Origin of the sequence: Streptococcus sp. DD11 (genome assembly GCF_001578865.1) — a bacterium.
Classification (GTDB): Bacteria; Bacillota; Bacilli; order Lactobacillales; family Streptococcaceae; genus Streptococcus; species Streptococcus panodentis.
Genome location: NZ_KQ969392.1, coordinates 334,854 through 359,937 on the forward strand (window position 1 = coordinate 334,854; position 25,084 = coordinate 359,937).

Here is a 25,084-nt window from a genome sequence, read left to right on the forward strand (position 1 = left end):
GACTCCGGCCTTGTCCCCATTGACCCGCGCCTGATTGAGAGCCGCCTTGTCCAGATCAACCGCCGTAATCCGGCAGCCGTACTTTTTAGCCAGTTCAATCGTGGTGGTCCCCATATTGCAGGCAACTTCCAGCACTTTCTTATCACTGGAAAACTGTCCCTGCTCAATCAGCCAGTCTGTTGCTTTCCTGCCTCCGGGACGGAGCCGTTTTTTTCCCAATTTTGCGAGAAATGTATGTCCTGCTTCTGCCATTTTTTCACCTCCGAGATGTAGATAATTCTATTATACCACAATTTCTTATATTTTCAGATAATTCTTAGAAAACAACAAACAGGCAGTGGGACAGGAAGCGGGAAAGAACTCCAAACAAATAACAAGGGTTTGTCTTCCCGATTTTTATACGATATTTTCAAACGATACACCCCCTCTGCAGGTGAGGACGGAGCCATCATGGGAGTCTGTCCCGGCCTCGTCAGCAGATGTCACAGTCCCAAAAGCTGGGCAGCCAGCCGCAGCAAGGCCACAAGTACCACGCCAAACAGGACCGTTCCAATCAGATTTTTATATCTAAATGCCACATAGGCTGTAGGAAAGACTGCCAGCAAATCCAGCCATTTGAAAACAGGAAAATGACCGGCCTGCGTCTGGGTTACGCTGGAGAGGATGAGAGCAAAGATAATGGAAACCGGCAGATATTTGAGAAAGCGCTCGGCCAAAGGGGGCAGACCCTTGTACTTGACCAAGATAAAGGGCAGAACCCGCGGAATCCAAGTCACCAGGGCTGAGCAAAGAATAGCCAGCAAAATATAGTTACTTATCATCTAACAGCACCCCCACCGTACAGCCCAGCAAGGTCGCAAAGAGGACCGCCAGCGAATGTTGAACCAGCATGGCGAGAAGCAGATAGGCCAGACCCACTACGCTCAAGACCAAAAACAGCTTGTTCATCCTGACCCGGCGCAGCATCAGTGCAAACTGGGAAGAAAAAATCCCGATAAACATGGCTACCAGAGCAAAGTCCAGACCAAAGCTTTCCGGATTGGGCAGGAGGCCGCCTAAGGCCGTCCCTGCAACAGTCCCTAAAAACCAGGCCGCATAGCTGAGCAGATTATTGCCCTGCATCCAAGAAGCGCTAATCAGCTCCGTATGCAGCTGCTCCCCCATCAGCACCCCATAAGTCTCATCAGTCAGCAGGCTGCCAATGGCTATATTCTCTCCCAGACTGGACTTGCGAAAAAAAGTCGATGCATGCAGGCAGAGCAGCAAATGGCGGATATTAATCAGAAAGACCGTCAGAGCAATGGCCAAAACCGGCGCCTGCAGAGCAATCATCCCAATCATAGCAAACTGAGCACTGCCTGCATAAACCAAGAGGCTCATCAGCGCCATTTCAAAAAGATTCATGTAGGGTGCTGCCATAATGCCGCAGGCCAGGCCGATACTGATATAGCCCAGAGCCGTCGGCACAGCAGCCTGAGCCCCCTGCTTAAATGTTTGTCCGCGCATAATTCCCCTTTATTCTAGCGTATCAAAGGCCAGGCTGGGCTTGGCATTTAGGTCCAGTCCAGCAAATTGTTTCCTGTTCCACTCGCTGACGCTGGCATAGGCGATCATCCCGGCATTGTCCCCGCAGAGACGCAGAGGCGGAATGATGATCTTGGCATCCGTGATTTCCGCCGCCAGCCGCTCCCGCAGCCCCTGATTGGCCGCAACGCCGCCTGCTACCACCAAGGTTTTAACAGGGTATGTTGCCAATGCTTTCTTGGTCTTGGCCATGAGAATATCCAGGACTGCCGCCTGAAAACTGGCAGCCAGATTCGCCTTGGACAGGGTTTCGCCTCGCTGCTCTGCATTGTGATAGAGATTGATGAAGGCTGATTTCAGTCCGGAAAAGGAGAATTCCAGATTGTCCTCCTTGATCATGGCCCGCGGAAAATCGTAGACATCCTGTCCTTGATGAGCCAGCTGATCAATCTCCCGGCCAGCTGGATAGGCAAGCCCCATGACCCGGCCGACCTTGTCATAGGCCTCCCCGACTGCATCATCGCGGGTTTCGCCGACAATCTTGTAATCACCGGCTTGGCTGACATAGACCAGCTCGGTATGACCGCCGCTGACCAGAAGGGCCAGAAGCGGAAACTCCAGCTCCTCCACAGACTGGGCTGCCATGAGATGGCCGGCCATGTGATTGACTGGGATGAGCGGCAGACCGTGGGCCCAGGCGAAAGCCTTGGCTGCAGCCAGTCCCACCAAGAGAGCGCCGACCAGACCCGGGCCGTAGGTCACGGCCACAGCCGTCACATCCTGCTCCCTGATGCCCGCTTCCTGCAGGGCCTCCTCGATACAGACCGTCAGCACCTCCACATGGTGACGGCTGGCCACTTCCGGTACCACTCCGCCAAAACGCTTGTGACTCTCAATCTGGCTGGCAATGACATTACTCAAAAGCTCCGTCTCATTCTTCAGAACTGCCACACTGGTCTCGTCACAAGACGTCTCAAAAGCTAAAATATATCTATCTTTCATGGCTTTCCCTTTTCATGACAATCGCATCTTCTGCCGGCGCATGGTAGTAGCCCTTGCGCCGAGCGATTTCCTTAAATTTCTCCTTTTTGTAAAATAGCAGAGCTGGGCAGTTGGACTCCCTCACCTCAAGGAAAATATCCTTGTCAGCCGGCAGATTCTCAAAGAGGGCCGTAGCAATTTTCCGACCCTGATAGGCCTGCCTGACAGCTATCTGCAGGACTTCGGCCTCAAAGGCCGTGACTTGCAGCGCTAAAAATCCGATAACCGCCCCCGCCTCCTCTGCCAGAAAATACAGAGCCGTTTCTGCGCACAAATCCTTTTCCAGCTGCTCCGCTGACCAAGGGCTGACCTGATAGACATCGGACAAGATCTGATAAAGGCTTGCTGCCAGCTCCGCTCTTTCCGCAGCAGAACCGCCCTCCCATTGCCTGATTTCCGTCATAGGCGCTTGATGTAGGAATCCTTGGCTGCTTCGTGCGTTTTCAGCCAGTTTTCCTCAGCCTCTACCCGCTTGAGATAGTGCGGCACAAAGTCGTGGACAGACTGGGCCGGCAGCTGCAGACTCAGGCGCCCGATGGCAGCTGCATCCGGCAGAGTTGGACAGATGACAGCCTGAGGCAGCTGCTCTCTGATCTGCTCCGCAAAGGCAGCCGTTTCCCCGACAAAGGTCACCGGCTGATCCGCAGCGCCAGCTATTGCCAAAACCTCCGCAAAAGGCAGATGGCCCTCTGGCCGTACCGCCTGTCCAGACTGATAAAAGCCGGCATAGACATTGTTGCGGCGCGCATCCATGATGGGAACGGCCAGTCCCGCTGTACTCTCTGGCACCAAGGCCAAAAGGCTGGAGACCCCGACCAGCTCAATCTGGAGCGTATGGGCCAGCGTCTTGGCTGTCGCCACCGCTATCCGCAGGCCGGTATAGCTGCCCGGCCCCTGAGATACCGCGATACGATCCAAATCTGTTGGCTTCATATCCAGGCTATTCATCAGAAAATCGATAGCTGGCATAAGGGTAATGCTATGATTTTTCTTGATATTGAGCGTCACCTGTCCCAAGAGCTCCTTATCATGCAAAAGGGCCAAGGACAGAGCTTTGTTGGACGTATCCATCGCTAAAATGTTCATAAAAATCCTCTCATTCTTCACTGTCCCAAAGAGACCGACGCTTCAGCTTATCTTCGTAAAAACTACCTGCAACAAACTCTTTCAGACTGTCACTGAAAAGTTCTAAATGCGAAATTTTTTCCACTAAGAGATGATTAAAGAGCGCTTCCTGCTCTTCTAACTGTGGAAGCAAATCACGACCTGCAGACGTTAAAGATAAAAGAGTGCTTCTTTTATCATCTTTGGATACTTCCTTGCAAATTAATCCTTTTCTGATTAAGGATTGAACCAAACGGCTAGGACTCTTTTCCTCGCAGATAATCAATTCACCCAAAGCTTTTAAAGAAATTGGGGCATATTGTCCCAAGACCAGTAGAACTTCACTTTGATTCGGAGTCACTCCCAGGCGCTTTAAAGCGTTACTGTATTCTCTCATCGCTAGATTTTCCGCACTTTTGAATAAATAGCTAAAACGGCCTCCTAAAGATGACATTCTATTCCCATCCTTTACAAATTTCTTCTGTATCTATTTTACACTAATTCCCTTAATTGTTGACAATTAATCTTGCAAAATATAAAATAAGAGAATAGATGACATGCCATCTAAATATAATTTAAGGAGAATATCCATGCCCCCAAAACACCAAAGCCGAAGTATTCACCACGCCTTCGTTACTGGCGCAACAGGTTTATTAGGAAATAATCTAGTGCGAGCCCTTCTAAAAAAAGGAATTCAGGTGACTGCTTTAGTACGCTCTCAACAGAAAGCCTTAGAGCAGTTTGGCAATTTACCAATCCATTTCATTGAAGGGGATATTTGCCAGCCAGACAGCTATCAAAATCATATGCAAGGTTGTGATAGTCTTTTTCACACAGCTGCTTTCTTTCGAGATAGTTTAAAAGGCGGTAAACACTGGCAAGAACTGTATAATACCAATGTGAAGGGTAGTTTGGAACTTTTTGAAGCCGCTTATAAAGCTGGCATTCGTCAGGCGGTCCATACCTCATCGAGTGCAGTTCTCTATGGTGAGCAAAATCAACTGATTGATGAAAGCATGCTACGCAGCAGGAATACAAGCAATGACTACTACCGCAGTAAGATATTAAGCGAAGAGGTTCTCTTAGATTTTTCAAAAAAACATCCTGATTTTTTTGTTAGTTTTGTCCTGCCTGGAATTATGTTTGGTCCAGGCGATATCGGTCCCACCTCAGCGGGACAGTTGATTTTTAACTTCGTTCATAAAAAACTGCCCGGAATCATTCCCGGCAGCTACAGCGTCGTAGATGCCCGAGACGTTGCAGACTGCGAAATCCTAGCTATGCAGTATGGCCGACAAGGAGAACGATATTTGGCAGCTGGTAGGCATATGACGATGGAAGAATTATTTAAAAACCTAGAAGCGGTCAGCGGAGTTGCCGCTCCAACTAGACGGATTCCTCTTTTTCTTCTAAAGATAATTGCTCAGTCCAATGAACTATATCATCGCCTAACAAAACGTCCTATTTTGTTGAGTAAGGCTGCTGTGACCTCTACCGAGGAGGAATATCTCCGAACACATTTCAATTCTGCAAAATCTCAAAATGAGTTAGGAGCCCATTTCCGCCCCTTCGAAGAAACTCTCAAAGATGTCCTAGCTTGGTACAAAGAGCACGGCTATCTCTCATAAGATTAAAAATATCCAGAACAGGCATTTCAGAAATATAGAATCCGAATGCTTTTAGACTAAATCACTCTTACATTTTTCTTATCTCCACCTTTTACTATTCCCTTATTTTATGTTATAATCATTATAATTGTAACGAATCAGGATTAATCTACTACTCAGAATTAAATAAAAGAAAACAGCTAATCAGCTGTTGTTTTCTGCAGGTTAATCATGAAAATACGAAAGGAAATGTAATGATTTACAAAGTTTTTTATCAGGAAACCAAAGAACGCAGCCCGCGCCGGGAAAAGACCCGCTCCCTCTATCTGGAAGTGGATGCCGACAGTGAGCTTGCCGGCCGCATTCAGGCTCGCAAGCTGGTCGAAGAAAATACCCCTTATAACATTGAATTTATCGAGCTTTTGTCTGACAAACATTTAGACTATGAAAAAGAGTCAGGCACCTTTGAATTAACGGAGTTCTAACCCATGGCATATACCTTAAAACCCGAAGAAGTTGGCGTTTTTGCGATTGGTGGGTTAGGCGAAATCGGAAAAAACACTTACGGCATTGAGTATCAGGATGAGATTATCATCGTTGATGCCGGGATTAAATTCCCAGAAGACGACCTGCTGGGCATTGACTATGTCATTCCCGACTACTCTTATATCGTAGAAAATATAGACCGCATCAAGGCGGTGCTCATCACCCACGGCCACGAGGACCACATCGGCGGCATTCCTTTCCTGCTCAAGCAGGCCAATGTCCCTATCTATGCCGGCCCGCTGGCACTGGCCCTCATTCGCGGCAAGCTGGAAGAGCACGGTCTCCTGCGCGATGCCAAACTCTATGAAATCAATCAAAATACTGAACTGACCTTTAAAAATCTAAAGGCGACCTTTTTCCGGACCACCCACTCCATTCCGGAACCGCTGGGGATTGTCATCCATACCCCTCAGGGCAAGATTGTCTGTACCGGCGACTTTAAGTTTGACTTTACTCCGGTTGGTGAGCCGGCGGATCTGCACCGCATGGCCGCTCTGGGAGAGGAAGGCGTACTCTGCCTCCTGTCCGACTCGACCAATGCTGAAGTACCGACCTTTACCAATTCCGAAAAAGTGGTCGGCCAGTCCATTATGAAGATTATCGAAGGCATTCACGGACGGATTATCTTTGCCTCCTTTGCCTCCAATATCTTCCGCCTCCAGCAGGCAGCTGAAGCAGCCGTTAAAACCGGCCGCAAAATTGCTGTCTTTGGCCGTTCCATGGAAAAAGCCATGGTCAACGGAATCGAGCTGGGCTACATCAAGGTCCCTAAAGATACCTTTATCGAGCCAAATGAGCTCAAGGATTATCCTGCGGGCGAAGTCTTGATCCTGTGTACCGGAAGCCAGGGCGAGCCGATGGCAGCCCTGTCCCGCATCGCTAACGGCACCCACCGCCAGGTTCAGCTGCAGCCAGGAGATACCGTCATTTTCTCTTCCAGCCCTATTCCTGGCAATACGACCAGCGTCAATAAGCTGATCAATACCATCTCAGAGGCCGGCGTCGATGTCATCCACGGCAAGATTAACAACATCCACACCTCCGGGCACGGCGGCCAGCAGGAGCAAAAACTCATGCTCCGTCTAATCAAACCCAAATACTTCATGCCCGTCCATGGAGAATACCGCATGCAGAAGGTCCATGCCGGCTTGGCTGTTGATACCGGAGTTCCTAAAGACAATATCTTTATCATGAGCAACGGTGATGTACTGGCACTGACTGCCAATTCGGCCCGCATTGCCGGCAGCTTCAACGCCCAGGACATTTATGTCGACGGCAACCGTATCGGCGAAATCGGGGCTGCTGTCCTGCGCGACCGCAAGGACCTGTCAGAGGACGGGGTCGTGCTGGCTGTTGCAACCGTAGACTTCAAGTCCAAGATGATTCTGGCCGGTCCAGACATCCTCAGCCGCGGCTTTATCTACATGCGCGAGTCCGGCGACCTCATTCGCCAGAGCCAGCGCCTGCTTTTCAATGCCATCCGCATTGCCCTCAAGAACAAGGATGCCAGCATCCAGTCCGTCAACGGTGCCATCGTCAACGCCCTGCGGCCTTTCCTCTACGAAAGCACTGAGCGCGAACCGATTATCATTCCGATGATTCTGACACCGGATGCAGAAAATGAATAAAATAAATAAGCTTTGCCCAGCGGCAGAGCTTATTTGTTTTGCTTATTCTTGGTTCGAGAGCCATGTTTGATAATCCAGGCACAGGCTGCACTGACTTCTTCCTTCTGCCAACTGCTGATAATCTCTTCAAATTTATCCTCATCTTCCTTGTATAAATCATTGAGATTATTGGCCACGCTTTTTTGAATGGTCTTATCTGCTTCATCCTTCAAATTCGTCAAAATAGTCTTAAAGGTTTCAAAATATTCTAACACAATCGTTAGTTTTTTTGCCCAAGGCAGCCGGATGCGCATACACTCACTGGCCAAACGCCGAACCCGCTTATTCTCATCCTTGCTCCAGTCCAGCAGCAAAGCCATCGTCTCACTAGGGAAATTGGCCAAAAGCGGCCGCATGGAAAACTCTCCTGTAAAGCGTTTGGTCAATTCTTTGCAGAAGGCTGCACTCAGCTCGAATTCTTGACTTCCGTAAAGTTCTACGTATTTGCCAATCGGCCAAAGCCAGTAGCCTTCAGAAAACATGCCTAAACTCCCCTCAAGTTCCGCTCCTAAAATCTCTTCAAAAACTACTAAAGACTCCGGATAAGACAGAGGCAAGGATTTTTTGATACTGGACGCTAGCAGCTCCTGTCGCTGAGTAAATTCCAAAGCTTCCAACTGGTCCTTTACCAAATCCAGAAACCTCTGTTGGTCAAAAGCAGCAGTTGCCTTCTGAATTTTTTGAGACAATTCCTCAGCATAAGCCAAATCATAGTAATCCTTTATTTTCTTAGCCATGTTTCCCAAATCCTCTCAGAAGACTCTCCACAGCCAGACGCAGGTTTGCCTCCTGTATATTTTTCTGTGCAGCTAGATATAGGGCAAGGTCGTTTAGAGCACCTGAAATCATATGCGCCATTACATCAAGATCAAGTGAAATTATCTTGTCTTCTTTTTGCAGAAACTCCAACTGTTCCTTGAGATGATACAAAGAATTTTCTGCATCCTGGCCTCGCCATTCTTCCCACTCAACAACATTTGGACCGTCAGTCAGCAGAATTCGCCTGTTTTCTTTCCGATTTGCAAAAAGCACAAATGCTAAACAGCCTTCGGTCAACTGCTGCCAAGTGTCACTAACCTTTAAAGCGCTGGCTTCAACATGCTGTCCAAGTTCAGACTGCACCTCTTCTAAAACAGCTAGAAACAGAGCTTTTTTATTTTTAAAATGATGATAAAGAGCGCCTCTTGTCATTCCCAGCTCATCCACAATTTCCTCCAAGGAAGCTTCTGCATAACCCTTTAAAGAAAAATGTTGCCGAGCGATTGCTAATATTTTCTTGCTTGTCTCTAAGGAAGCCTGCTGCTTTTTATTCATCTTCACTCTCCAAATAATTTGCCACAAACTCAGCACTAGGCGGAATGACTTGAATTACATCAACCAAAACAGAACCCGGCGCTTCTATTATGAAATGCCGCTGTCCAAAATCCTCACTCCGAATAGGCAAAACCATTGGAATCTGCTTTTCTAGCATTTGCTGGTAAAGAAGATCCACATTGTCCACTTCAAGATTAACAATCAATCCTTTTGCTAAATTCTGATACATTGCAGGAATTGTATCGTGATTGCTCAATATAAAGGCCAATTCAGAACTGCCTTTTTCATCTATCAGACTAATATACCAATCCGAACGGAAAGTTTCCCGAAATTGAAAATTTTCTATAAAAAAGTTGGCTGTAGCCTCAAGATTTTCACACATCAAAACTGGATATAAACTCGTTATCATTTTTTCTCCTTTTCTATATTTAATTATAACATACATTCTGTATGTATGTAATGATAGTTTATAACAGGGGACTCGAAATCCCCTGTTATTCGCTAGACTTGTTCGGAAATTAATGATTATTCTCTCTTTGCTTTCATTGAGGAGCAAAGAAAGACTTGGTCATCTAAAGTTTGTCAATTTTATGTTCCGTTGAAAGTGATGATACGGAGTCAGTCGCCGCTGTAGTCAGAGCTTCAAAGCTCTACTGGAGCTTTGAAGCGAGGCAAACGAAAAGACCTTAGGTTTTTCGTTTAACAATGAAGCGACCAAGTCGCTTGCTTGTGTGCCGACCACCTAAGGCGAGCTGACTCAAAGTGAAGTTTCCGAACAGACAGACTACTATAAACCGCTCAATCTCTTAACAAAATGATACTTGACCACACCCTTTTGCGGTACGTCCTCCAGCTGGCCATAGATTTCATAGCCTTGCTTGATGTAAAAATCCTTGGCCTGATAAGATTTAGTGGACAAGGTAATGCTAGTTACTCCAGCTTCTGCAGCCTTTTCTTCTAATTCTGCCAGCAGACTGGCTCCCAAACCTTTTTTCTGATGTTCTTTATCCACCACCAAGGCCTTGACATGGATATTGTCCAGGACCTGCTGGGCATGGAGCAGGGCCGCCAAGCCTCCGTCTATTTCCCGCTTCAGATAAAGATCCTGAGGCTCAAGTTTTTCAAGCATAGCGGGACCAAAACAAGCCTCATATTGCTCATCAAAAACCCGCTTGATAAAGTTATGAAATTCTGCCATTTTTCCTCCTCGTAAAAAAGCAGGGCCTCAGCCCCGCTCTATACAATTAATAAAGATCTAAATAATTATCCACTTCCCATTGAGAAACAAAGGTCGCATAGCTGGCCCACTCGATTCGCTTAGCTTCGACAAAGCTGGTGTAGATGTGGCTGCCGAGCGCTGCCTTGACGACCTCATCCTCTGTCAGGGCCTTGATGGCATTGTGCAGGGTGGACGGCAGGTCTGTAATGCCCGCTTCCTTACGCTCTTCTGCCGTCATGACATAGATATTTTCTTCCACCGGTTCCGGTGCTTCAATTTTATTTTCAATGCCATGCAGTCCGACTTCCAGCAGGACTGCCATCGCCATGTAAGGATTAGCCATCGGATCCACTGAGCGCAGCTCCAGACGGGTCCCCATGCCGCGCGATGCCGGCACGCGGACCAGCGGTGAACGGTTGCGGCCGGCCCAGGCAATGTAGACAGGCGCTTCATAGCCAGGAACCAAGCGTTTGTATGAGTTGACCGTCGGATTCATGATAGCCGTATAGTTGTAAGCATGCTTGATCAAGCCGCCTAGGAAATAGTAGGCTGTTTGCGACAGCTGCATGCCCCTTGGATCTTCTGGATCAAAGAAGGCATTGCTGCCGTCTTGGTCAAAGAGGGACATGTTGCAGTGCATGCCAGATCCCGCAATACCAAACTTGGGCTTGGCCATAAAGGTGGCATACAGACCGTGCTTGCGGGCAATGGTTTTGACCACCAGTTTGAAAATCTGAATCTTATCACAGGCTCGCAGAACTTCGTCATATTTAAAGTCAATCTCATGCTGGCCGACCGCTACCTCATGGTGGCTGGCCTCTACTTCAAAGCCCATTTTAGTCAGGACATTGACAATTTCCCGGCGGGTATTATCAGCCAGGTCTGTCGGTGCTAAGTCAAAGTAACCGCCCTTGTCATTGACTTCCAGCGTCGGATCCCCATTTTCATCCAGCTTAAAGAGGAAAAATTCAGGTTCAGGACCGAGGTTGAAAGACTTGAAACCAAGCTCTTCCATATGCTTGAGGACCCGCTTGAGGTTGCTGCGCGGATCGCCCTGAAAAGGTTCGCCTTCCGTCGTATAGACATCACAGATCAGGCCTGCTACGCTGCCGTTCTCATCGCCCCAGGGAAAGACCGTCCAGGTATTCAGGTCAGGATAAAGATACATATCTGACTCATTGATACGGACAAAGCCTTCGATAGAAGAGCCGTCAAACATGGCTTTGTTGGACAGGACCTTATCAAGCTGTTCTTCCGTTGCAGGAATTTCCACATTTTTCATCGTTCCCTGAATATCGGAAAACATGAGGCGGATAAAGGTAACATTTTTCTCTTTAATTTCGCGACGGATATCAGCTGCTGTAATTGACATGAGAGTTCTCCTTGTAATTTCAAAAACAAAATGGCTTATGGTCGACGCATGTGACCAAAGGTGGGCAGAGAAGAAGCAAAACGACCTTGCTGAAGAATGTCATTGTGCAGGGCACGGCGGACATCTTTTTCGCTGATTGTTTTATGGGTTTTCGCCTGGCGCTCAGCATATTTCCTCTTGATCGCAGCGATATTATAGCCCTCAGAAATATAATCCTTAATCTCCAGAAGCCGATCCATATCATTTAAGGAGTACATCCGGCGATTGCCCTCATTACGAAGGGGGGTAATCAGATTTTGATCCTCATAGTAACGGATTTGACGCGCAGTCAGATCTGTCAGCTTCATTACACTGCCAATAGGGAAGACTGCCATATTTCGGCGAAACTCTTTTTCCTTCATTCTAATTCCTCTCTATGCACTATTATAGCTGAAATAAATTTTATGTCAAGAAATAATGTCACATTTTCTTACACGGATTTTATTTTTTCCTTTCAAAAGAGTTCGCAGCCTGTCAATATCGGAGTTGACAAGAATAGCTACAAAAACTCCCATAAATGTCTCAAAAATCCGAGCAAAAACATATAAAATAGAATCTTCCGGCCGAATGGATAAGGTAATAATGAGCATGGCCGACACACCGCCGATGACACCTGCCTTATTGTTCATAGCGACATTGGTCATAATGGTCAGCATGGTACAGACAGGCACTATGAGGAGGGTCACCCAATACTGCTCCCTAAAGAAGCTATTGACCAGAAAAAAGACCAAAGCATAAAAGCCGCCGATACTGTTGCCCAAGATGCGCGATGTACCGAAATGGACGCTCTGGTCAAAATCCTCACGCAGACTGAAAACAGCTGTCAAAGCGCCAATCTGCAGCCCTTTCCAGCCAAAAAGCCCAAAGAGCAGCAGAATGATGAAAACAGCCAGTCCAGTTTTAAAGGTACGCATACCCAGCCGAAATTTTGACTTATCAAACTTGTATTTATTAAAATAACCCATTCGTCTCCTTCTTTCAAACGACGCCTATGTCCATTCTAACATATTTTCCGGCAAAAGAAGCCTGCGGCCTGTCAGTTTCTGCAATTTGCAGGCCAGCCTTTCCCCTTTTTTGGGAATAATAAAAGACTTAGAGAATGCTCTAAATCTTTTGCCGTCTTTAGTTTGGATAAATGTAAGTGACATTGCCCAAAAATTCATCGGGATTAAAGTAGCCGCGGTAGTTATTGATTTGCTTTTGGCGGTTGTAGTTGGCTTCCAGCACTTGAATCGTGCCGTCACTCTGAACATCCGTCACATAGGCAACGTGACCATAGTCGCCGCCGTCCCAGACAGCGATAGCACCAACTGTCGGAACAGAGCCCGTTGCATAACCCTGACTGCTGGCATTAACTGCCCAAGTATTGGCATTGCCCCACCAGTTGCTGGCCCAAGGGGCCATTTCTTTCACGCCCCAAGTACACTGACCGATCGGATAAGAATTGCCAAAATCCGTCGGAGTATTTAAGACAACGTCTTCGGTATCAGAAACCGCATCTGCATTGCTGACAGCATTATAGACTGTGCTGTTGTATGGATCATAGGTCTGAGCAGCACCGTCTACCTCCAAAATGTCCCCTGGATTGATGGTGTCAAAAATAGATTTTCCGTTTTTCGCAGCCAGCTCATAGGGATCCATTCCGCGGGCACTGGCAATTCCAAAAAAAGAGTCCCCCTGCTGCACAACATAGGCATCTGCACTGACAGCCTGAGTGCCGATTGCTGCAAAAAAGGCCGCCGAAGCCAAACCAAGAGTCGTTTTAGCAAATGCTTTTTTCATAACTATGTTCTCCGTATCATTTAGTATATGTTAGTTACAAAAATCATACCTTATTTTCATGTCAGCTTTCTTATAATTATATTTAAAAAATGTTACAAATGCTTTTGACTTTTAAAACAGAACAAAAGACAGCCGAACTTTTCCTGCTGTCTTCTTTTTTATGAATACCGGATGCACTAAACTCTGCCAGCCTTTTTTCCCTCGGCTAGAAACGTTCGCTCAGTCCCCTCTGAAGCCCAGCTGGGACAGATTCATTTTATCTTCAGTCTTCTTTAGGCTTCAAGCCTGCTAGACCAAGAGCGCCAATCAGAGCAGCCATCCCCAGATAAGGCATGTAGACAGATTCGCTGCTTCCTGTCTTAGGAAGCGTGGCTGCAGGCGCCGGTTTGCCGGCCGGCAAGGTCTTCTCAGCAATAGTATCTGGATCATGCTGGAAGGCTTTATTGACCTGCAGCTGCACCCGCAGGCGATTGTAATGGTAATGAACGGTTGGTACTGCCGGAGCGGCTGGTTCTTGCTCATACGCAGGCTCAATCGGCGAAGTCGGCAGAGAAGCATAGATTGGCTCTGACGGCTGCTGAGGCTCTGGCAAGTCCGGCGTCCGGGTCGGTGCTGTCGGATCCGGTTCATAGACCGGCTCTGACGGAGGGGTTGGCTCCTTTTCATAAACGGGCTCTGCCAACGCCGGCCGAAGCATTTTTTCTACTTCATAGATTGGCTCTGACGGTTTTTGGGGCTCAGGAGAGTCCGGTGTCCGACTTGGAGCTGGCGGCTCTGTCTCATAGGTTGGGGCCGCTGGCGGAGTCGGCAACGTCTTCGGGGTCGGTGCTGTTGGCGCCGCTTCCAATGACTGGATTGCCTCTTCCTTGGGAGCTGCTGGAGCCGTTGGTGCGACTGGCGCTTCCGGCTCTTCCATCGTGATGAGGGGCAGATTATTGGCCCGGACATTCCCGTTAATAGCAAACCAGATATTTGGCTTTTTAGGAGCTAACTTATCGGTCCGGCGCGGATCGGCAGCCGTTGGCTGGCCTAATACTTCTGAAGAGGAAATGGTCCCAATCGTCATGCTGTTAGAGGAACCAGAGATTTCGACAGCACCGGCTCCATACCAGGAGTTTGGAGCATCTGCTGTATCCCAGCCTGGCACACCCCGGCGAGTGTACATGGTAAAGCGTGAACCTCCCTCTCCTTCTCTGAAGTTCTCAGACTCAGTCGCATAGATCTGGCCATCTTTTTCACCAATTGATGAACCCGAAATTTTATTGAAGGTTCCGGTGTAGTCCTTGGCCATCTCGATGGAGTTGGCTTCCCGATTAAGAGAGGCCACAGACATCAGGGCCTTGTCAAAGTTGATAGCCTGCCCCTTTTCATCATAAAAGACAAAGTCTGTCTTGACAAAGAGAGAGGTGACATCTTCCGTATTGCCAGTATAGGCCGAAGCAAAGACTCCCATGGTCGGATCCTTAAAAATCCCCAGCCAGGCCTTGTCATTCTTGAATTGAGAGCTTGGATCCAGTGTATAGGTGTAGACGATTTTAGAAACTTTCCGCCCACGATAATAGGTCCCTTCAAGATTGGTATAGGTCGCTGTGACAGACTGCCCACGGCTCAGCAAGACAGAAGACCATTCGGTCGGCCCCTTGCCGCTGGTGACATTGGAATTATAGTCCGCATACTGACCAACCGTCCCAAAGCTTTCCTGCTGACTGGTCTGGTAAGCCGTTTTTTGAATGTCTGTCACTTTGAAGTTATCCAGCTGAAAGAGTTTTTTGGAAAATTCTGCTGTATTCTTCACGGCTGCTTCCATGCCTGCATAGCTGACGAATTCGCCCGTCGTCGTCAGCGACAGATGAGCATTGGGCTCTGACTTGAACACCAGACTTTGAGCCATTGGACGGCTCAGGTTGCCGTCTTCATTTTTCTTGGTTTCTGCGATAGCCAGCTCTGACTTGATTTTGGCCTGTTCCGCATCATACTTGGCTTTCTCCTGCTGGTAGCTAGCCAACTTAGCCTGATAGTCAGCCAAATCCGCATTATACTGAGTCAGCTGAGTCTGATAAGCCGCTTGAGCTTGGGCGTTGCGCTTCTTGATTTCCTCATTTTCAGCTGCAATCGCCGCATTTTTAGCCTGATTAGCGGCTAATTTTTGCTGGTAATCCGCTTCAGCCGCTGCATTTTCAGCTTCAATCCGAGCTTTTTCTGCCTCATAAGCCGCTGACTCTGCTTCATAGTTTGTCTTTTTCTCCTGATTTTCCTTTTGGATACGTGCCGCCTGCACTTGGTAAGCAGCCAAGGCAGCCTGATAAGCTGCTTCCTTATCCGCATTGGCCTTTTGAACCGCTGCTAAATCCGTCTGATATTGAGCAAGCGCGGCCTCATAGGCCGCTTTGGCCGCTGCATTCCGCTGGTGAATCGCCTCATTCTCCGCAGCAATCTGGGCATTCGCCGCTTGTTGAGCAGCCAGCTCTTTTTCATACTGATCCTTAATGGCCGCATTCGCTTTCTGAATCCGGTCCAAATCACTTGCATAAGCCGCAAGCGCTGCTTCATAGTCCGCTTTCGCTGCTGCATTGGCTTTCTGAATGCGGGCTAATTCTGCCTCATAGGCTGCTTTGGCCGCTTGGTAAGCCGTTTCATTAGCGGCATTGGTCTTTTGAACCGCCGCCAAATCTGCCTTGTAGTTGCTGAGAGCAGCTTCATAGTCTGCCTTCAGCTGGGCATTCTCAGCTGTGACTCTTGCAGCTTCTGCTTGATGGGCAGCCAAATCCTTAGCATACTGGTCCGCAGCCGCTTTATTCTCTGCTACAACGCGAGCCAACTCTGCCTGATAGGCCGATACTTTTTCTTGGTATTCCTTGACCTTGGCATCTATCTCCGCTGCTTGAGCCTGATAGTCCGCCGCAATTTCTTCCTTTTTTTCTGCCGGTTCCTGAGCCGTCCGGGCAGCACCCTTGTCTATATCTGGGTCTTTGACCACTGTCAATCCAGCTGCTTGGGCCTTTTTGACACTTTCATCTAGCTCCGCTGTCGAAACGGTTGCTGCTGCAGGGCGGCTCATCTGATCAGCCGGTTCTTGGCTCTTTTGAGCAGCCTGACCGGCTTCTTCATTCAGATTAGTAGCTGCATTGCCTCCAGCCGCAAACTCTGTATCCTCTGTGCCCGCCGCAGCAGACCTCTCATCTGCCGCAGCCAGCTGACCAGTCCCAGCCGCCAGCAGAACTGTTCCCAAGACTGCCCCGCACAGGCTCTTGACTGCCCGGTTTTTTCGAAAACTAAATACTTCCTTTTTCATTCTTTTCCTCCTTCTGCCAGCATCAACAGCCGGCAGTCTCCCTCGCCTTTTTGAAAATCAAAATATTGACACCGCCTATCAGAAGCCTTGCTGCCATCTTGACCCTCTCTGAGCATCGAACTAAATAACTATATCGTCATTTAGTTTATCTTTTATGACTTTGTCAGCCGTACCCCAGTATAGATGACACTTCCTAGCGGAAGCTTTATCTGCAACCTCAAAACCTCCTCTGGAGGTTTTGAGCAGCTCGCTGCCCTATCGTCCTGTGTTTTAAGCGATAGGCTGAAACAAACTAAAAGACTTTACCTTATATGCTAACAAGTTTTTTCAAGTTTTGCAAGCATTTTATGCTTGTTTGCTTTACCTGCGAGCAGATTTGGACATCTGGGAAAAACTGTACTTTTCTCAATCCCTCGGCTGCACTGATTTCCTCTAAGCCGCCCAGCTATAGAGAAAAGACCGGTTTTTTAACCAGTCTTTTCAATAGGATTTTAATTCGAACTTATTTCTCAGTCAATGCAGCGAGACCTGGCAATACTTTGCCTTCAAGAAGCTCCATTGAAGCGCCTCCGCCCGTACTAATCCATGAGAACTTGTCTGCACGTCCAAGGTTGATGGCTGCAGCTGCTGAGTCACCGCCGCCAATGATAGATTTCACGCCTGGCTGTTTGACGATAGCGTCCATGACACCGATAGTACCAGCTTGGAAGTCAGGATTTTCAAAGACACCCATCGGTCCGTTCCAGACAACTGTCTTGGCACCAGTCAAAGCTTGGTCAAATTTCGCGATTGATTTTGGACCGATATCCAAACCAAGGAAGCCTGGGTCTACTGCTTCGCCTTCAGTATCTTTGACTTCAGTGTAGTCCGCAAAAGCATTAGCTTCTTTAGAGTCAACCGGCAGAATCAGCTTGCCGTTGGCTTTTTCAAGCAGAGCTTTGGCTACATCCAGCTTGTCTTCTTCGACCAGTGAGTTACCGATTTCGATACCTTGAGCTTTGTAGAAGGTGTACGTCATACCGCCGCCGATCAGGACTTTATCCGCTTTTTCAAGCAGGTTTTCGATCACACCGATCTTGTCAGATACTTTTGAACCACCAAGGATGGCTACAAATGGACGTTCTGGAGCTTCAACCGCTTCTTGGATATAAGCAATTTCGTTTTCCAGCAGGAAACCAGCAACCGCTTTTTCAACATTAGCAGAAATACCAACGTTTGAAGCGTGCGCACGGTGAGCTGTACCGAAGGCATCGTTTACAAAGATACCGTCGCCCAGAGATGCCCAGTATTTGCCAAGCTCAGGATCATTTTTAGATTCTTTCTTGCCGTCCACATCTTCGAAGCGCGTATTTTCCACCAAGAGGACTTGGCCGTCTTCCAGGGCATTGATGGCTGCTTCCAATTCTGCCCCGCGGGTTACTCCTGGGATGAAAGCAACATCTTGACCCAATTTCGCTGCCAAATCAGCGGCTACCGGTGCCAGAGATTTGCCTTCTTTGTCTGCTTCTTCTTTGACACGGCCCAAGTGAGAGAAGAGCACTGCACGTCCACCCTGCTCAAGGATATATTTGATGGTTGGAAGAGCCGCTGTGATACGATTATCATTGGTAATCACACCGTCTTTTACAGGTACGTTGAAGTCAACACGAACGAGGACTTTCTTGCCTTTCAAATCAACGTCTTTAACAGTAAGTTTTGCCATGAATATAGACTCCTTAATATTTTTTTGACATGCTAATTATATCACAATTTGCGTGAAAGGGATAGCAAAATCACTATATCCATTTTATTTCCTGTTTGCAGGCTCTGCTTTTGCCCTCTTTTTACAAATAAACATGGAAGTTTTCAGTTGTTTTCTGCCCGCTTCCAAAATCCCTGTAATTCATGAGCAAGTTCCTGAGGAACTTCCATAGGCAGTGAATGGCTGGTATTGGGCCATTTTTTCATGGTGAGTCTTGGAATTTTTCTTGCCTGTTTCATGGTTGAATCCCCAGTCATTTTAGATTTTTCTGCCAAAGCCAGATAAACGGGAAACTTCCAGTATTTCAAACTTGCTTCATCAATCGGACTGGGAGTCGGCAGCTCAGTTTCATAGAAACTTGACGCTGCCTTGATCATCTTGGCCATATCATCATCTGAACGGACCTCGCTGGCGTCCTCACCAGATATCTGCGCCAAGGCCTGACTCCTCCAAGATTCTGGAAACAGCTCAATCGAACTGACCGTCCCCCAGAAAAAAACGGAAACATCAGGATAATTCAAGGCAAAGGCAGGCTCTAATAAAGCTAGCGAGGCTACTCTGGCAGGATAATCATTAGCAAAATAAGCTGCTGACGAAGCACCAAAAGAATGGCCAACCAGATGCACCCTCTCAATCCCCAGTCGATCCAACATTTCATTGACATAATCAGCAACATCCTGCATGTTTTTTAAAGGAAGGACCTGTTTTGACTTCCCCGCATCACCTAAAGGATCAAAAGCATAAACAGGGTGCTGGAGCATCAGATAACTGATATTCCCCTGCCACATCGGCGCTCCGGAACTGTGCCCCGGAAAAAGAAGAACCGGAGTTTTATCAGTAACCGTCTCATTTGACCATCGGTAAACCCTGACCAGCCCCCAAGATGTTTCAACATCCTGAACCTGCGCTTTTACTGGCATTGATTCCATAATTCGCTCATAGCTTTTCAGATAAGCAGCCTGACCAGCTTTAGTCTTAAAATGACCGACTTCCGGGATAGCAAAAAAGAGACTTCTGACAGTATAGAAACAAGCCGAAAGACTGATGAACAAAAACAGTTGCTTCCAAAGCCGGCCTTTCTTTTTTTCAGCTTTTTTCATTTCACAGCCCCCCTTTCTCATTTAGGTAAATTAAACCTGCTTCTGTAAATAAAGCCTCAAAGCTGCCTCCAGAAAAGCTTGGGCTCTGTTCAGTTCTGTCTGATCTTCTGTCAGCTGATTTTCCAGTCCCATTGTCTTTATTTTTTCAACTGCTTCTTCGCCATGCTCTTGTGCAAAAGATGCCGTCAGCTGCCACCATCTCTCAGCCAGTTCCTGAACTAAGAAATGATCAGCAGCAAGACCGCTCTCCTGAAAAACTGCTGCTTCAATCATGATTTTCTTCCACTTATGATAAAAGGCTTGGGCATCTTCCACATCCTGAAAAGACCGCTGCAAGCTGCTCCTGTCTTGGTCAGAGAAAAAATTATGAGTATCCTTAAAGATAGAATCCTGAGGCAGAAACTGCAGACTCTTCAGAAGAGCAGCAAAAGACGGTTCCACTCCCCATTCAAGCACTTCTGACATGGCTTGGATGGTAGCAAAGGCAGTATTTAGCTGCTCTATTTGACTCAATAAATGAAAGGCTTGTTTTTCCAAAAGCCCCAGCAGATCCTCACTGTTTTGACAAAGCAAAAGTTCCTTTTTAATACTCGTCAGAGAAAAGCCTAATTTTTTATACATCATAATCTGAGCCAGCTGAACCAAGTCACTTTCCTGATAAATACGCCTGCCGCCTTCCGTTCGGCCGGACGATGGCAAAAGACCGATTTGATCATAATATTGAATGCTGCGAATTGTCAGACCAGTTAAAGCAGCCACCTGACCGCTGCTGTATGTTTTATTTTTCATATTCTTCCTCTCTCCCTCATTATATCTCATGACGCAAGGTTACAAACAAGCAGAAACCATTAGATTTGTTCAGAAAAAACTTATTATTTTAGTCAATTATTCTCTCAGCCATCAAAAAAAGAGGCCCTTTCGGACCTCCCTACTCTCAATTATTTAGCAATTTTCGCGAAGTATTCAAGAGTACGAACAAGCTGTGCAGTGTAAGACATTTCGTTGTCATACCATGAAACAACTTTCACCAATTGTTTGCCATCAACGTCAAGCACTTTTGTTTGAGTTGCGTCGAACAATGAACCGTAAGACATACCTACGATGTCTGAAGATACGATTGGATCTTCAGTGTAACCGTATGATTCGTTAGCAGCTGCTTTCATCGCTGCATTCACTTCGTCAACAGTTACATTCTTTTCAAGAACTGCAACCAATTCAGTAACGGATCCTGTTGGAGTTGGAACGCGTTGAGCAGAGCCATCCAATTTACCGTTCAATTCTGGGATAACCAAACCGATAGCTTTGGCAGCACCAGTTGAGTTAGGAACGATGTTAGCAGCACCAGCACGCGCACGGCGAAGGTCTCCACCACGGTGTGGTCCGTCAAGGATCATTTGGTCACCAGTGTAAGCGTGGATAGTTGTCATCAAGCCTTCTACAACACCGAAGTTATCTTGAAGAGCTTTCGCCATTGGAGCCAAACAGTTTGTCGTACATGAAGCACCTGAGATAACTGTTTCAGTACCGTCAAGAACATCGTGGTTCGTGTTGAATACGATTGTTTTAACGTCGTTTCCGCCAGGAGCAGTGATAACAACCTTCTTAGCACCGCCTTTAAGGTGTTTTTCAGCTGCTTCTTTCTTAGCAAAGAAACCAGTTGCTTCCAAAACGATTTCTACGCCGTCAGTAGCCCAGTCGATTTGTTCTGGGTCACGCTCAGCAGAAACCTTCACGAATTTGCCGTTCACTTCAAATCCGCCTTCTTTTACTTCCACAGTTCCGTCAAAACGACCTTGAGTTGTGTCGTATTTCAACAAGTGTGCAAGCATCACTGGGTCTGTCAGGTCGTTGATGCGGGTCACTTCAACACCTTCTACGTTTTGGATACGACGGAAAGCAAGACGACCGATACGTCCGAAACCGTTAATACCAACTTTAACTACCATTCGTGATTTCCTCCTTATGAAAATCAAAAAATTTTTTATGTGAAAAGAGTAACTTGAGTTGCTACAAATCACCTTTCAACATTTCTATTATATACTTAATTGAGTGAAATTGCAACTGATTTCATTCTTATTACAAGTCTCAAGAATTCTTTCATAGTTTTTCATTTTCTTTCATTTCCAGCATATTCAGACCTGCGGAGGACCTGATGTCAGAAGACCACTGCATACATCGGAAACGATGGTTTGCGTGGTCTGCCGCCCTTCTGTCAAAAACAAAAACGCCCGAATTTCGAGCGTTTTTTGCTTGGGCAAATTCTTATGCTTCACCCTTGTTTTTCTTGATGATTTCTTCCTGTACTGACTTCGGTACATCTTCGTAGTGGTCAAAGACCATCATGAAGGTACCGCGTCCTTGTGAAGCAGAACGCAGAACCGTCGCATAACCGAACATTTCAGCAAGCGGTACATAGGCACGAACGATTTGGCTGTTGCCGTGTGCTTCCATACCGTCTACGCGTCCGCGGCGAGCTGTTACGTGGCCCATAACGTCACCCAGATTTTCTTCCGGAACAGTGATAGTTACCAGCATCATTGGCTCAAGGATAGCTGGCTGTGCAGTTTTCGCAGCTTCTTTCAGAGCGAGTGAAGCCGCAACCTTGAAGGCTGTTTCAGATGAGTCAACATCGTGGTAAGAACCGTCATACAGCTTCGCTTTGACGTCAACGATTGGGTAGCCGGCAAGGACACCGTTGGCCATTGACTCAATCAAACCTTTTTCAACGGCAGGGATAAATTCACGCGGAACCACACCACCGACGATGGCATTTTCAAACTCGAAGCCTTTTCCTTCTTCATTTGGAGTGAATTCAATCCAAACATCACCGAACTGACCTTTACCACCAGACTGGCGCTTGAAGAATCCGCGAGCTGATGTTTGAGCACGGAAGGTTTCACGGTAAGATACCTGAGGCGCACCTACATTTGCTTCCACCTTGAACTCACGGCGCATACGGTCAACTAGGACATCCAAGTGAAGCTCACCCATACCAGAGATAACTGTTTCACCTGTTTCAACGTTGGTTTCAACGCGGAAGGTAGGATCTTCTTCAGCCAGTTTTTGCAGGGCAATCCCCATCTTGTCTTGGTCTGCCTTAGACTTAGGCTCAACCATGAGCTGGATAACGGGTTCTGGAACGTTGATTGACTCAAGGATGATTTTCGCTTTTTCGTCCGTCAGGGAGTCACCGGTTGTCGTATCTTTCAGACCTACGGCAGCAGCAATATCTCCTGAATAGACAGTATCAATTTCATTCCGGCTATTGGCGTGCATTTGCAGAATCCGTCCGATACGCTCACGTTTGCCCTTAGAAGTGTTCAATACATAGGAACCGCTGTTGAGAACCCCTGAGTAAACGCGGAAGAAGGTCAGACGGCCAACGAATGGGTCTGTCATAATCTTGAAGGCAAGCGCTGCAAATGGCTCCTCATCAGACGCAGGGCGAGTTTCTTCTTCATCCGTATCTGGATTCACACCCTTGATAGCTGGGATATCCAGCGGGCTTGGCAGGTAGTCGATAACTGCATCCAGCATGAGCTGAACCCCTTTATTCTTGAAGGCAGAACCGGCCAGAACTGGGAAGAACTCAACATTGATGGTTGCACGGCGGATACCGGCTTTCAGTTCCTCTTCAGTGATTTCTTCACCTTCCAGGTACTTCATCATCAATTCTTCATCCGTTTCAGCAACAGCTTCCACCAATTTTTCACGCCATTCCTGAGCCTGCTCCAAGTAGTCAGCTGGAATGTCTGTTTCCTGAATATCTGTACCAAGGTCATTGGTATAGATTTCAGCTTTCATTTTTACCAGGTCAATGATACCAGTAAAGTCATCTTCGGCACCGATTGGCAGTTGGATTGGATGAGCATTGGCCTGCAGACGGTCATGCAGCGTGCTTACTGAGTAAAGGAAGTCTGCACCGATTTTATCCATCTTGTTGGCAAAGACAATCCGGGGAACACCGTATTCCGTCGCTTGGCGCCAAACGGTTTCAGTCTGAGGTTCAACACCTGACTGAGAGTCCAGAACGGTTACCGCACCGTCAAGGACACGGAGGGAACGCTGTACTTCGATAGTGAAGTCCACGTGTCCTGGGGTGTCGATGATATTGACGCGGTAGTCTTTCCATTGGGCTGTTGTTGCCGCAGATGTGATGGTGATACCACGCTCTTGTTCTTGTTCCATCCAGTCCATCTGTGAAGCACCTTCGTGGGTTTCACCGATTTTATGGATCTTACCGGTATAGTAAAGGATACGTTCAGTGGTTGTTGTTTTACCAGCATCGACGTGAGCCATGATACCGATGTTACGAGTTTTTTCAAGTGAAAATTCGCGAGCCATGAGGTTAATTCTCCTATTAATTTATTTTACAATTTATTATAACATTATTTAGAAAAAACGGATAGGCAGGACCTACCCGTTGTCAATGTTTTCATGTTATGTGTTGGTTTCAACTAGTCATGTGATGAGTTGAATGATCGCTAAGAGCTGATTGAGCTCAAGCTAAAAGTCTGGAGAAAAAGATAAATCTCATTGCTTACAATCGCAAGCTGCTTCGATTTCCTATTTTCTCTTGGACTTTTTTAATGCTTTTGCATCCTATAATCGAGCACGAGTTGCATGCTTGCCGTGAAAAAAGATGAATTTCCTTGTGCGTCTGCGCACAGCGTCAATTCCCTATTTTTCACTAGCATGCTAACTCTTTGCATCTTATTCTTACCAACGGAAGTGTGCGAAGGCACGGTTGGCTTCTGCCATACGGTGGGTGTCTTCACGTTTCTTGACAGCTGCACCGGTGTTGTTAGATGCATCCAAGATTTCTTTGGCAAGACGGTCAACCATTGTGTGTTCACCACGCTGACGGGCAATGGTTACCAACCAACGGAGTCCAAGGGTTGTACGACGCTCTGGACGAACTTCAACTGGGACCTGGTAGTTTGAACCACCGACACGGCGGGCACGCACTTCCAAAACAGGCATGATGTTTTCCATGGCTGTTTCGAATACTTCCAGTGCATCGTTGCCAGTAGCTTCTTTGATTTGATCAAAGGCTCCGTATACGATAGAAGATGCTGTACCACGCTTACCATCAAGCATAACGCGGTTGATCAGACGAGTAACTAATTTTGAATTGTAAAGCGGATCTGGCAATACTTCGCGCTTTGGCGCACGGTTTTTACGACTCATTTATCTATCTCCCCTTTCCTTATGCTTTTGGTTTCTTGGTACCGTATTTAGAACGGCCTTGCTTACGGTCGGTCACACCTGCTGTATCAAGCGCACCGCGGACGATATGGTAACGTACCCCTGGCAGGTCTTTTACACGTCCGCCGCGAAGAAGCACCACGCTGTGCTCTTGCAGGTTGTGTCCGATACCTGGGATGTATGCTGTAACTTCGATCAGGTTGCTCAGACGTACACGGGCAAACTTACGAAGGGCTGAGTTTGGTTTCTTAGGCGTCATGGTTCCGACACGAGTCGCAACTCCGCGTTTTTGCGGTGAAGATACGTTTGTTTGAACTTTTTTGTGGCTGTTGTAACCAACATTCAAAGCTGGTGATTTAGATTTTTCTACTTTTGATTTGCGTGGCTTGCGAACCAATTGGTTAATTGTAGGCATCTACATTCTCCTGTATTTTTTTAATTTTGGTGATGGCACACTTGGTGACAGCTGCCATCTGCGTGTACTTTTGCAACATTTGTCAGCACGTCTCTGTACACTTTTGAGAGACC

26 protein-coding genes and 1 pseudogene are annotated in these 25,084 nt (G+C 47.2%); 3 read left to right on the forward strand and 24 right to left on the reverse strand.

Annotation, left to right across the window (positions count from 1 at the left end):
• From STRDD11_RS14070 to STRDD11_RS01585, 7 genes are all read right to left on the reverse strand, one after another.
• A partial coding sequence (locus STRDD11_RS14070; RefSeq protein WP_241209275.1) for an SAM-dependent methyltransferase occupies window positions 1-252 on the reverse strand: 252 nt, incomplete at its 3' end.
• 230 nt (window positions 253-482) lie between these two features.
• The gene (locus STRDD11_RS01560; RefSeq protein ID WP_128834701.1) at window positions 483-821 is read right to left on the reverse strand and encodes an AzlD domain-containing protein; all 339 of its coding nucleotides are present in this window, start codon (window positions 819-821) and stop codon (window positions 483-485) included.
• The gene (locus tag STRDD11_RS01565; protein WP_128834703.1) at window positions 811-1,506 is read right to left on the reverse strand and encodes an AzlC family ABC transporter permease; all 696 of its coding nucleotides are present in this window, start codon (window positions 1,504-1,506) and stop codon (window positions 811-813) included. Before STRDD11_RS01565 ends, STRDD11_RS01560 begins: the two co-directional genes overlap by 11 nt.
• Window positions 1,507-1,515: 9 nt before the next feature.
• Entirely contained in the window at window positions 1,516-2,526 is a 1,011-nt protein-coding gene (gene tsaD / locus STRDD11_RS01570; RefSeq protein WP_128834705.1) for a tRNA (adenosine(37)-N6)-threonylcarbamoyltransferase complex transferase subunit TsaD, read from the reverse strand.
• The gene (rimI, locus tag STRDD11_RS01575) at window positions 2,516-2,968 is read right to left on the reverse strand and encodes a ribosomal protein S18-alanine N-acetyltransferase (RefSeq protein ID WP_128834707.1); all 453 of its coding nucleotides are present in this window, start codon (window positions 2,966-2,968) and stop codon (window positions 2,516-2,518) included. The genes tsaD and rimI overlap by 11 nt, the downstream gene beginning before the upstream one ends.
• Window positions 2,965-3,651 carry a tRNA (adenosine(37)-N6)-threonylcarbamoyltransferase complex dimerization subunit type 1 TsaB gene (tsaB, locus tag STRDD11_RS01580; RefSeq protein ID WP_128834709.1) on the reverse strand — a complete coding sequence of 229 codons (687 nt, stop codon included), beginning with the start codon at window positions 3,649-3,651 and terminating at the stop codon, window positions 2,965-2,967. The genes rimI and tsaB overlap by 4 nt, the downstream gene beginning before the upstream one ends.
• Before the next feature lie 10 nt (window positions 3,652-3,661).
• The gene (locus STRDD11_RS01585) at window positions 3,662-4,123 is read right to left on the reverse strand and encodes a MarR family winged helix-turn-helix transcriptional regulator (protein ID WP_128834711.1); all 462 of its coding nucleotides are present in this window, start codon (window positions 4,121-4,123) and stop codon (window positions 3,662-3,664) included.
• A 136-nt stretch (window positions 4,124-4,259) separates the two neighbouring features.
• On the opposite strand from STRDD11_RS01585, the gene STRDD11_RS01590 reads away from it, so the two are divergent.
• The 3 genes from STRDD11_RS01590 to STRDD11_RS01600 all read left to right on the forward strand — a co-directional run bounded on the left by STRDD11_RS01590 (window position 4,260) and on the right by STRDD11_RS01600 (window position 7,450).
• Window positions 4,260-5,297 carry an SDR family oxidoreductase gene (locus STRDD11_RS01590; protein ID WP_128834713.1) on the forward strand — a complete coding sequence of 346 codons (1,038 nt, stop codon included), beginning with the start codon at window positions 4,260-4,262 and terminating at the stop codon, window positions 5,295-5,297.
• A 233-nt stretch (window positions 5,298-5,530) separates the two neighbouring features.
• On the forward strand, window positions 5,531-5,761 hold the full coding sequence (locus STRDD11_RS01595) for a DNA-dependent RNA polymerase subunit epsilon (RefSeq protein ID WP_128834715.1): 231 nt from the start codon (window positions 5,531-5,533) through the stop codon (window positions 5,759-5,761).
• A 3-nt stretch (window positions 5,762-5,764) separates the two neighbouring features.
• Window positions 5,765-7,450 carry a ribonuclease J1 gene (locus tag STRDD11_RS01600; RefSeq protein WP_128834717.1) on the forward strand — a complete coding sequence of 562 codons (1,686 nt, stop codon included), beginning with the start codon at window positions 5,765-5,767 and terminating at the stop codon, window positions 7,448-7,450.
• Between the two features lie 29 nt (window positions 7,451-7,479).
• Here the strand turns inward: STRDD11_RS01600 and STRDD11_RS01605 are convergent, their stop codons facing one another.
• The 17 genes and pseudogenes from STRDD11_RS01605 to rpsL form a co-directional block, all read right to left on the reverse strand.
• Window positions 7,480-8,226, reverse strand: coding sequence for a DNA alkylation repair protein (locus STRDD11_RS01605; RefSeq protein WP_128834719.1), 747 nt, complete (start codon window positions 8,224-8,226; stop codon window positions 7,480-7,482).
• Window positions 8,219-8,803: a TetR/AcrR family transcriptional regulator gene (locus tag STRDD11_RS01610; protein WP_128834721.1), complete on the reverse strand. Its 585-nt coding sequence runs from the start codon at window positions 8,801-8,803 to the stop codon at window positions 8,219-8,221. The genes STRDD11_RS01605 and STRDD11_RS01610 overlap by 8 nt, the downstream gene beginning before the upstream one ends.
• The gene (locus STRDD11_RS01615; RefSeq protein ID WP_128834723.1) at window positions 8,796-9,212 is read right to left on the reverse strand and encodes a VOC family protein; all 417 of its coding nucleotides are present in this window, start codon (window positions 9,210-9,212) and stop codon (window positions 8,796-8,798) included. Before STRDD11_RS01615 ends, STRDD11_RS01610 begins: the two co-directional genes overlap by 8 nt.
• Window positions 9,213-9,590: 378 nt before the next feature.
• Window positions 9,591-10,001 (reverse strand): GNAT family N-acetyltransferase, encoded by a 411-nt coding sequence (locus STRDD11_RS01620; RefSeq protein ID WP_128834724.1) that lies wholly within the window; start codon window positions 9,999-10,001, stop codon window positions 9,591-9,593.
• A gap of 46 nt (window positions 10,002-10,047) precedes the next feature.
• Entirely contained in the window at window positions 10,048-11,394 is a 1,347-nt protein-coding gene (locus tag STRDD11_RS01625; RefSeq protein WP_128834726.1) for a glutamine synthetase family protein, read from the reverse strand.
• A 35-nt stretch (window positions 11,395-11,429) separates the two neighbouring features.
• The gene (locus tag STRDD11_RS01630; RefSeq protein WP_128834728.1) at window positions 11,430-11,795 is read right to left on the reverse strand and encodes a MerR family transcriptional regulator; all 366 of its coding nucleotides are present in this window, start codon (window positions 11,793-11,795) and stop codon (window positions 11,430-11,432) included.
• A 45-nt stretch (window positions 11,796-11,840) separates the two neighbouring features.
• Window positions 11,841-12,398: an FUSC family protein gene (locus STRDD11_RS01635; RefSeq protein ID WP_128834730.1), complete on the reverse strand. Its 558-nt coding sequence runs from the start codon at window positions 12,396-12,398 to the stop codon at window positions 11,841-11,843.
• Window positions 12,399-12,555: 157 nt separating this feature from the next.
• Window positions 12,556-13,215: a COG3942 and LysM peptidoglycan-binding domain-containing protein gene (locus STRDD11_RS01640; RefSeq protein ID WP_128834732.1), complete on the reverse strand. Its 660-nt coding sequence runs from the start codon at window positions 13,213-13,215 to the stop codon at window positions 12,556-12,558.
• A 262-nt stretch (window positions 13,216-13,477) separates the two neighbouring features.
• Window positions 13,478-13,615: an LPXTG cell wall anchor domain-containing protein gene (locus tag STRDD11_RS14865; RefSeq protein ID WP_277592696.1), complete on the reverse strand. Its 138-nt coding sequence runs from the start codon at window positions 13,613-13,615 to the stop codon at window positions 13,478-13,480.
• Window positions 13,607-16,507 (reverse strand): annotated as a pseudogene (locus tag STRDD11_RS01645) (GbpC/Spa domain-containing protein); the annotation flags it as partial. The gene STRDD11_RS14865 and the pseudogene STRDD11_RS01645, both read right to left, overlap by 9 nt.
• Before the next feature lie 502 nt (window positions 16,508-17,009).
• Window positions 17,010-18,209 (reverse strand): phosphoglycerate kinase, encoded by a 1,200-nt coding sequence (locus tag STRDD11_RS01650; RefSeq protein WP_128834736.1) that lies wholly within the window; start codon window positions 18,207-18,209, stop codon window positions 17,010-17,012.
• Between the two features lie 143 nt (window positions 18,210-18,352).
• Complete coding sequence (locus tag STRDD11_RS01655) at window positions 18,353-19,348, reverse strand: alpha/beta fold hydrolase (protein WP_164828334.1); 996 nt, start codon at window positions 19,346-19,348, stop codon at window positions 18,353-18,355.
• A 30-nt stretch (window positions 19,349-19,378) separates the two neighbouring features.
• Window positions 19,379-20,137, reverse strand: coding sequence for a MerR family transcriptional regulator (locus STRDD11_RS01660; protein ID WP_164828335.1), 759 nt, complete (start codon window positions 20,135-20,137; stop codon window positions 19,379-19,381).
• A gap of 149 nt (window positions 20,138-20,286) precedes the next feature.
• Complete coding sequence (gap, locus tag STRDD11_RS01665) at window positions 20,287-21,294, reverse strand: type I glyceraldehyde-3-phosphate dehydrogenase (RefSeq protein ID WP_061422198.1); 1,008 nt, start codon at window positions 21,292-21,294, stop codon at window positions 20,287-20,289.
• 316 nt (window positions 21,295-21,610) lie between these two features.
• Complete coding sequence (gene fusA, locus STRDD11_RS01670; RefSeq protein ID WP_128834742.1) at window positions 21,611-23,692, reverse strand: elongation factor G; 2,082 nt, start codon at window positions 23,690-23,692, stop codon at window positions 21,611-21,613.
• Window positions 23,693-24,067: 375 nt separating this feature from the next.
• On the reverse strand, window positions 24,068-24,538 hold the full coding sequence (gene rpsG / locus STRDD11_RS01675; RefSeq protein ID WP_128834744.1) for a 30S ribosomal protein S7: 471 nt from the start codon (window positions 24,536-24,538) through the stop codon (window positions 24,068-24,070).
• 19 nt (window positions 24,539-24,557) lie between these two features.
• Window positions 24,558-24,971: a 30S ribosomal protein S12 gene (gene rpsL / locus STRDD11_RS01680; protein WP_002893867.1), complete on the reverse strand. Its 414-nt coding sequence runs from the start codon at window positions 24,969-24,971 to the stop codon at window positions 24,558-24,560.
• Window positions 24,972-25,084: the final 113 nt, after the last annotated feature.

Coding starts and splice junctions, on each gene's coding strand:
- STRDD11_RS01560 (WP_128834701.1), bottom strand. CDS start 821: ATGATAAGTAACTATATTTTGCTGGCTATTCTTTGCTCAGCCCTGGTG.
- STRDD11_RS01565 (WP_128834703.1), bottom strand. CDS start 1,506: ATGCGCGGACAAACATTTAAGCAGGGGGCTCAGGCTGCTGTGCCGACG.
- tsaD (WP_128834705.1), bottom strand. CDS start 2,526: ATGAAAGATAGATATATTTTAGCTTTTGAGACGTCTTGTGACGAGACC.
- rimI (WP_128834707.1), bottom strand. CDS start 2,968: ATGACGGAAATCAGGCAATGGGAGGGCGGTTCTGCTGCGGAAAGAGCG.
- tsaB (WP_128834709.1), bottom strand. CDS start 3,651: ATGAACATTTTAGCGATGGATACGTCCAACAAAGCTCTGTCCTTGGCC.
- STRDD11_RS01585 (WP_128834711.1), bottom strand. CDS start 4,123: ATGTCATCTTTAGGAGGCCGTTTTAGCTATTTATTCAAAAGTGCGGAA.
- STRDD11_RS01590 (WP_128834713.1), top strand. CDS start 4,260: ATGCCCCCAAAACACCAAAGCCGAAGTATTCACCACGCCTTCGTTACT.
- STRDD11_RS01595 (WP_128834715.1), top strand. CDS start 5,531: ATGATTTACAAAGTTTTTTATCAGGAAACCAAAGAACGCAGCCCGCGC.
- STRDD11_RS01600 (WP_128834717.1), top strand. CDS start 5,765: ATGGCATATACCTTAAAACCCGAAGAAGTTGGCGTTTTTGCGATTGGT.
- STRDD11_RS01605 (WP_128834719.1), bottom strand. CDS start 8,226: ATGGCTAAGAAAATAAAGGATTACTATGATTTGGCTTATGCTGAGGAA.
- STRDD11_RS01610 (WP_128834721.1), bottom strand. CDS start 8,803: ATGAATAAAAAGCAGCAGGCTTCCTTAGAGACAAGCAAGAAAATATTA.
- STRDD11_RS01615 (WP_128834723.1), bottom strand. CDS start 9,212: ATGATAACGAGTTTATATCCAGTTTTGATGTGTGAAAATCTTGAGGCT.
- STRDD11_RS01620 (WP_128834724.1), bottom strand. CDS start 10,001: ATGGCAGAATTTCATAACTTTATCAAGCGGGTTTTTGATGAGCAATAT.
- STRDD11_RS01625 (WP_128834726.1), bottom strand. CDS start 11,394: ATGTCAATTACAGCAGCTGATATCCGTCGCGAAATTAAAGAGAAAAAT.
- STRDD11_RS01630 (WP_128834728.1), bottom strand. CDS start 11,795: ATGAAGGAAAAAGAGTTTCGCCGAAATATGGCAGTCTTCCCTATTGGC.
- STRDD11_RS01635 (WP_128834730.1), bottom strand. CDS start 12,398: ATGGGTTATTTTAATAAATACAAGTTTGATAAGTCAAAATTTCGGCTG.
- STRDD11_RS01640 (WP_128834732.1), bottom strand. CDS start 13,215: ATGAAAAAAGCATTTGCTAAAACGACTCTTGGTTTGGCTTCGGCGGCC.
- STRDD11_RS01650 (WP_128834736.1), bottom strand. CDS start 18,209: ATGGCAAAACTTACTGTTAAAGACGTTGATTTGAAAGGCAAGAAAGTC.
- STRDD11_RS01655 (WP_164828334.1), bottom strand. CDS start 19,348: ATGAAAAAAGCTGAAAAAAAGAAAGGCCGGCTTTGGAAGCAACTGTTT.
- STRDD11_RS01660 (WP_164828335.1), bottom strand. CDS start 20,137: ATGAAAAATAAAACATACAGCAGCGGTCAGGTGGCTGCTTTAACTGGT.
- gap (WP_061422198.1), bottom strand. CDS start 21,294: ATGGTAGTTAAAGTTGGTATTAACGGTTTCGGACGTATCGGTCGTCTT.
- fusA (WP_128834742.1), bottom strand. CDS start 23,692: ATGGCTCGCGAATTTTCACTTGAAAAAACTCGTAACATCGGTATCATG.
- rpsG (WP_128834744.1), bottom strand. CDS start 24,538: ATGAGTCGTAAAAACCGTGCGCCAAAGCGCGAAGTATTGCCAGATCCG.
- rpsL (WP_002893867.1), bottom strand. CDS start 24,971: ATGCCTACAATTAACCAATTGGTTCGCAAGCCACGCAAATCAAAAGTA.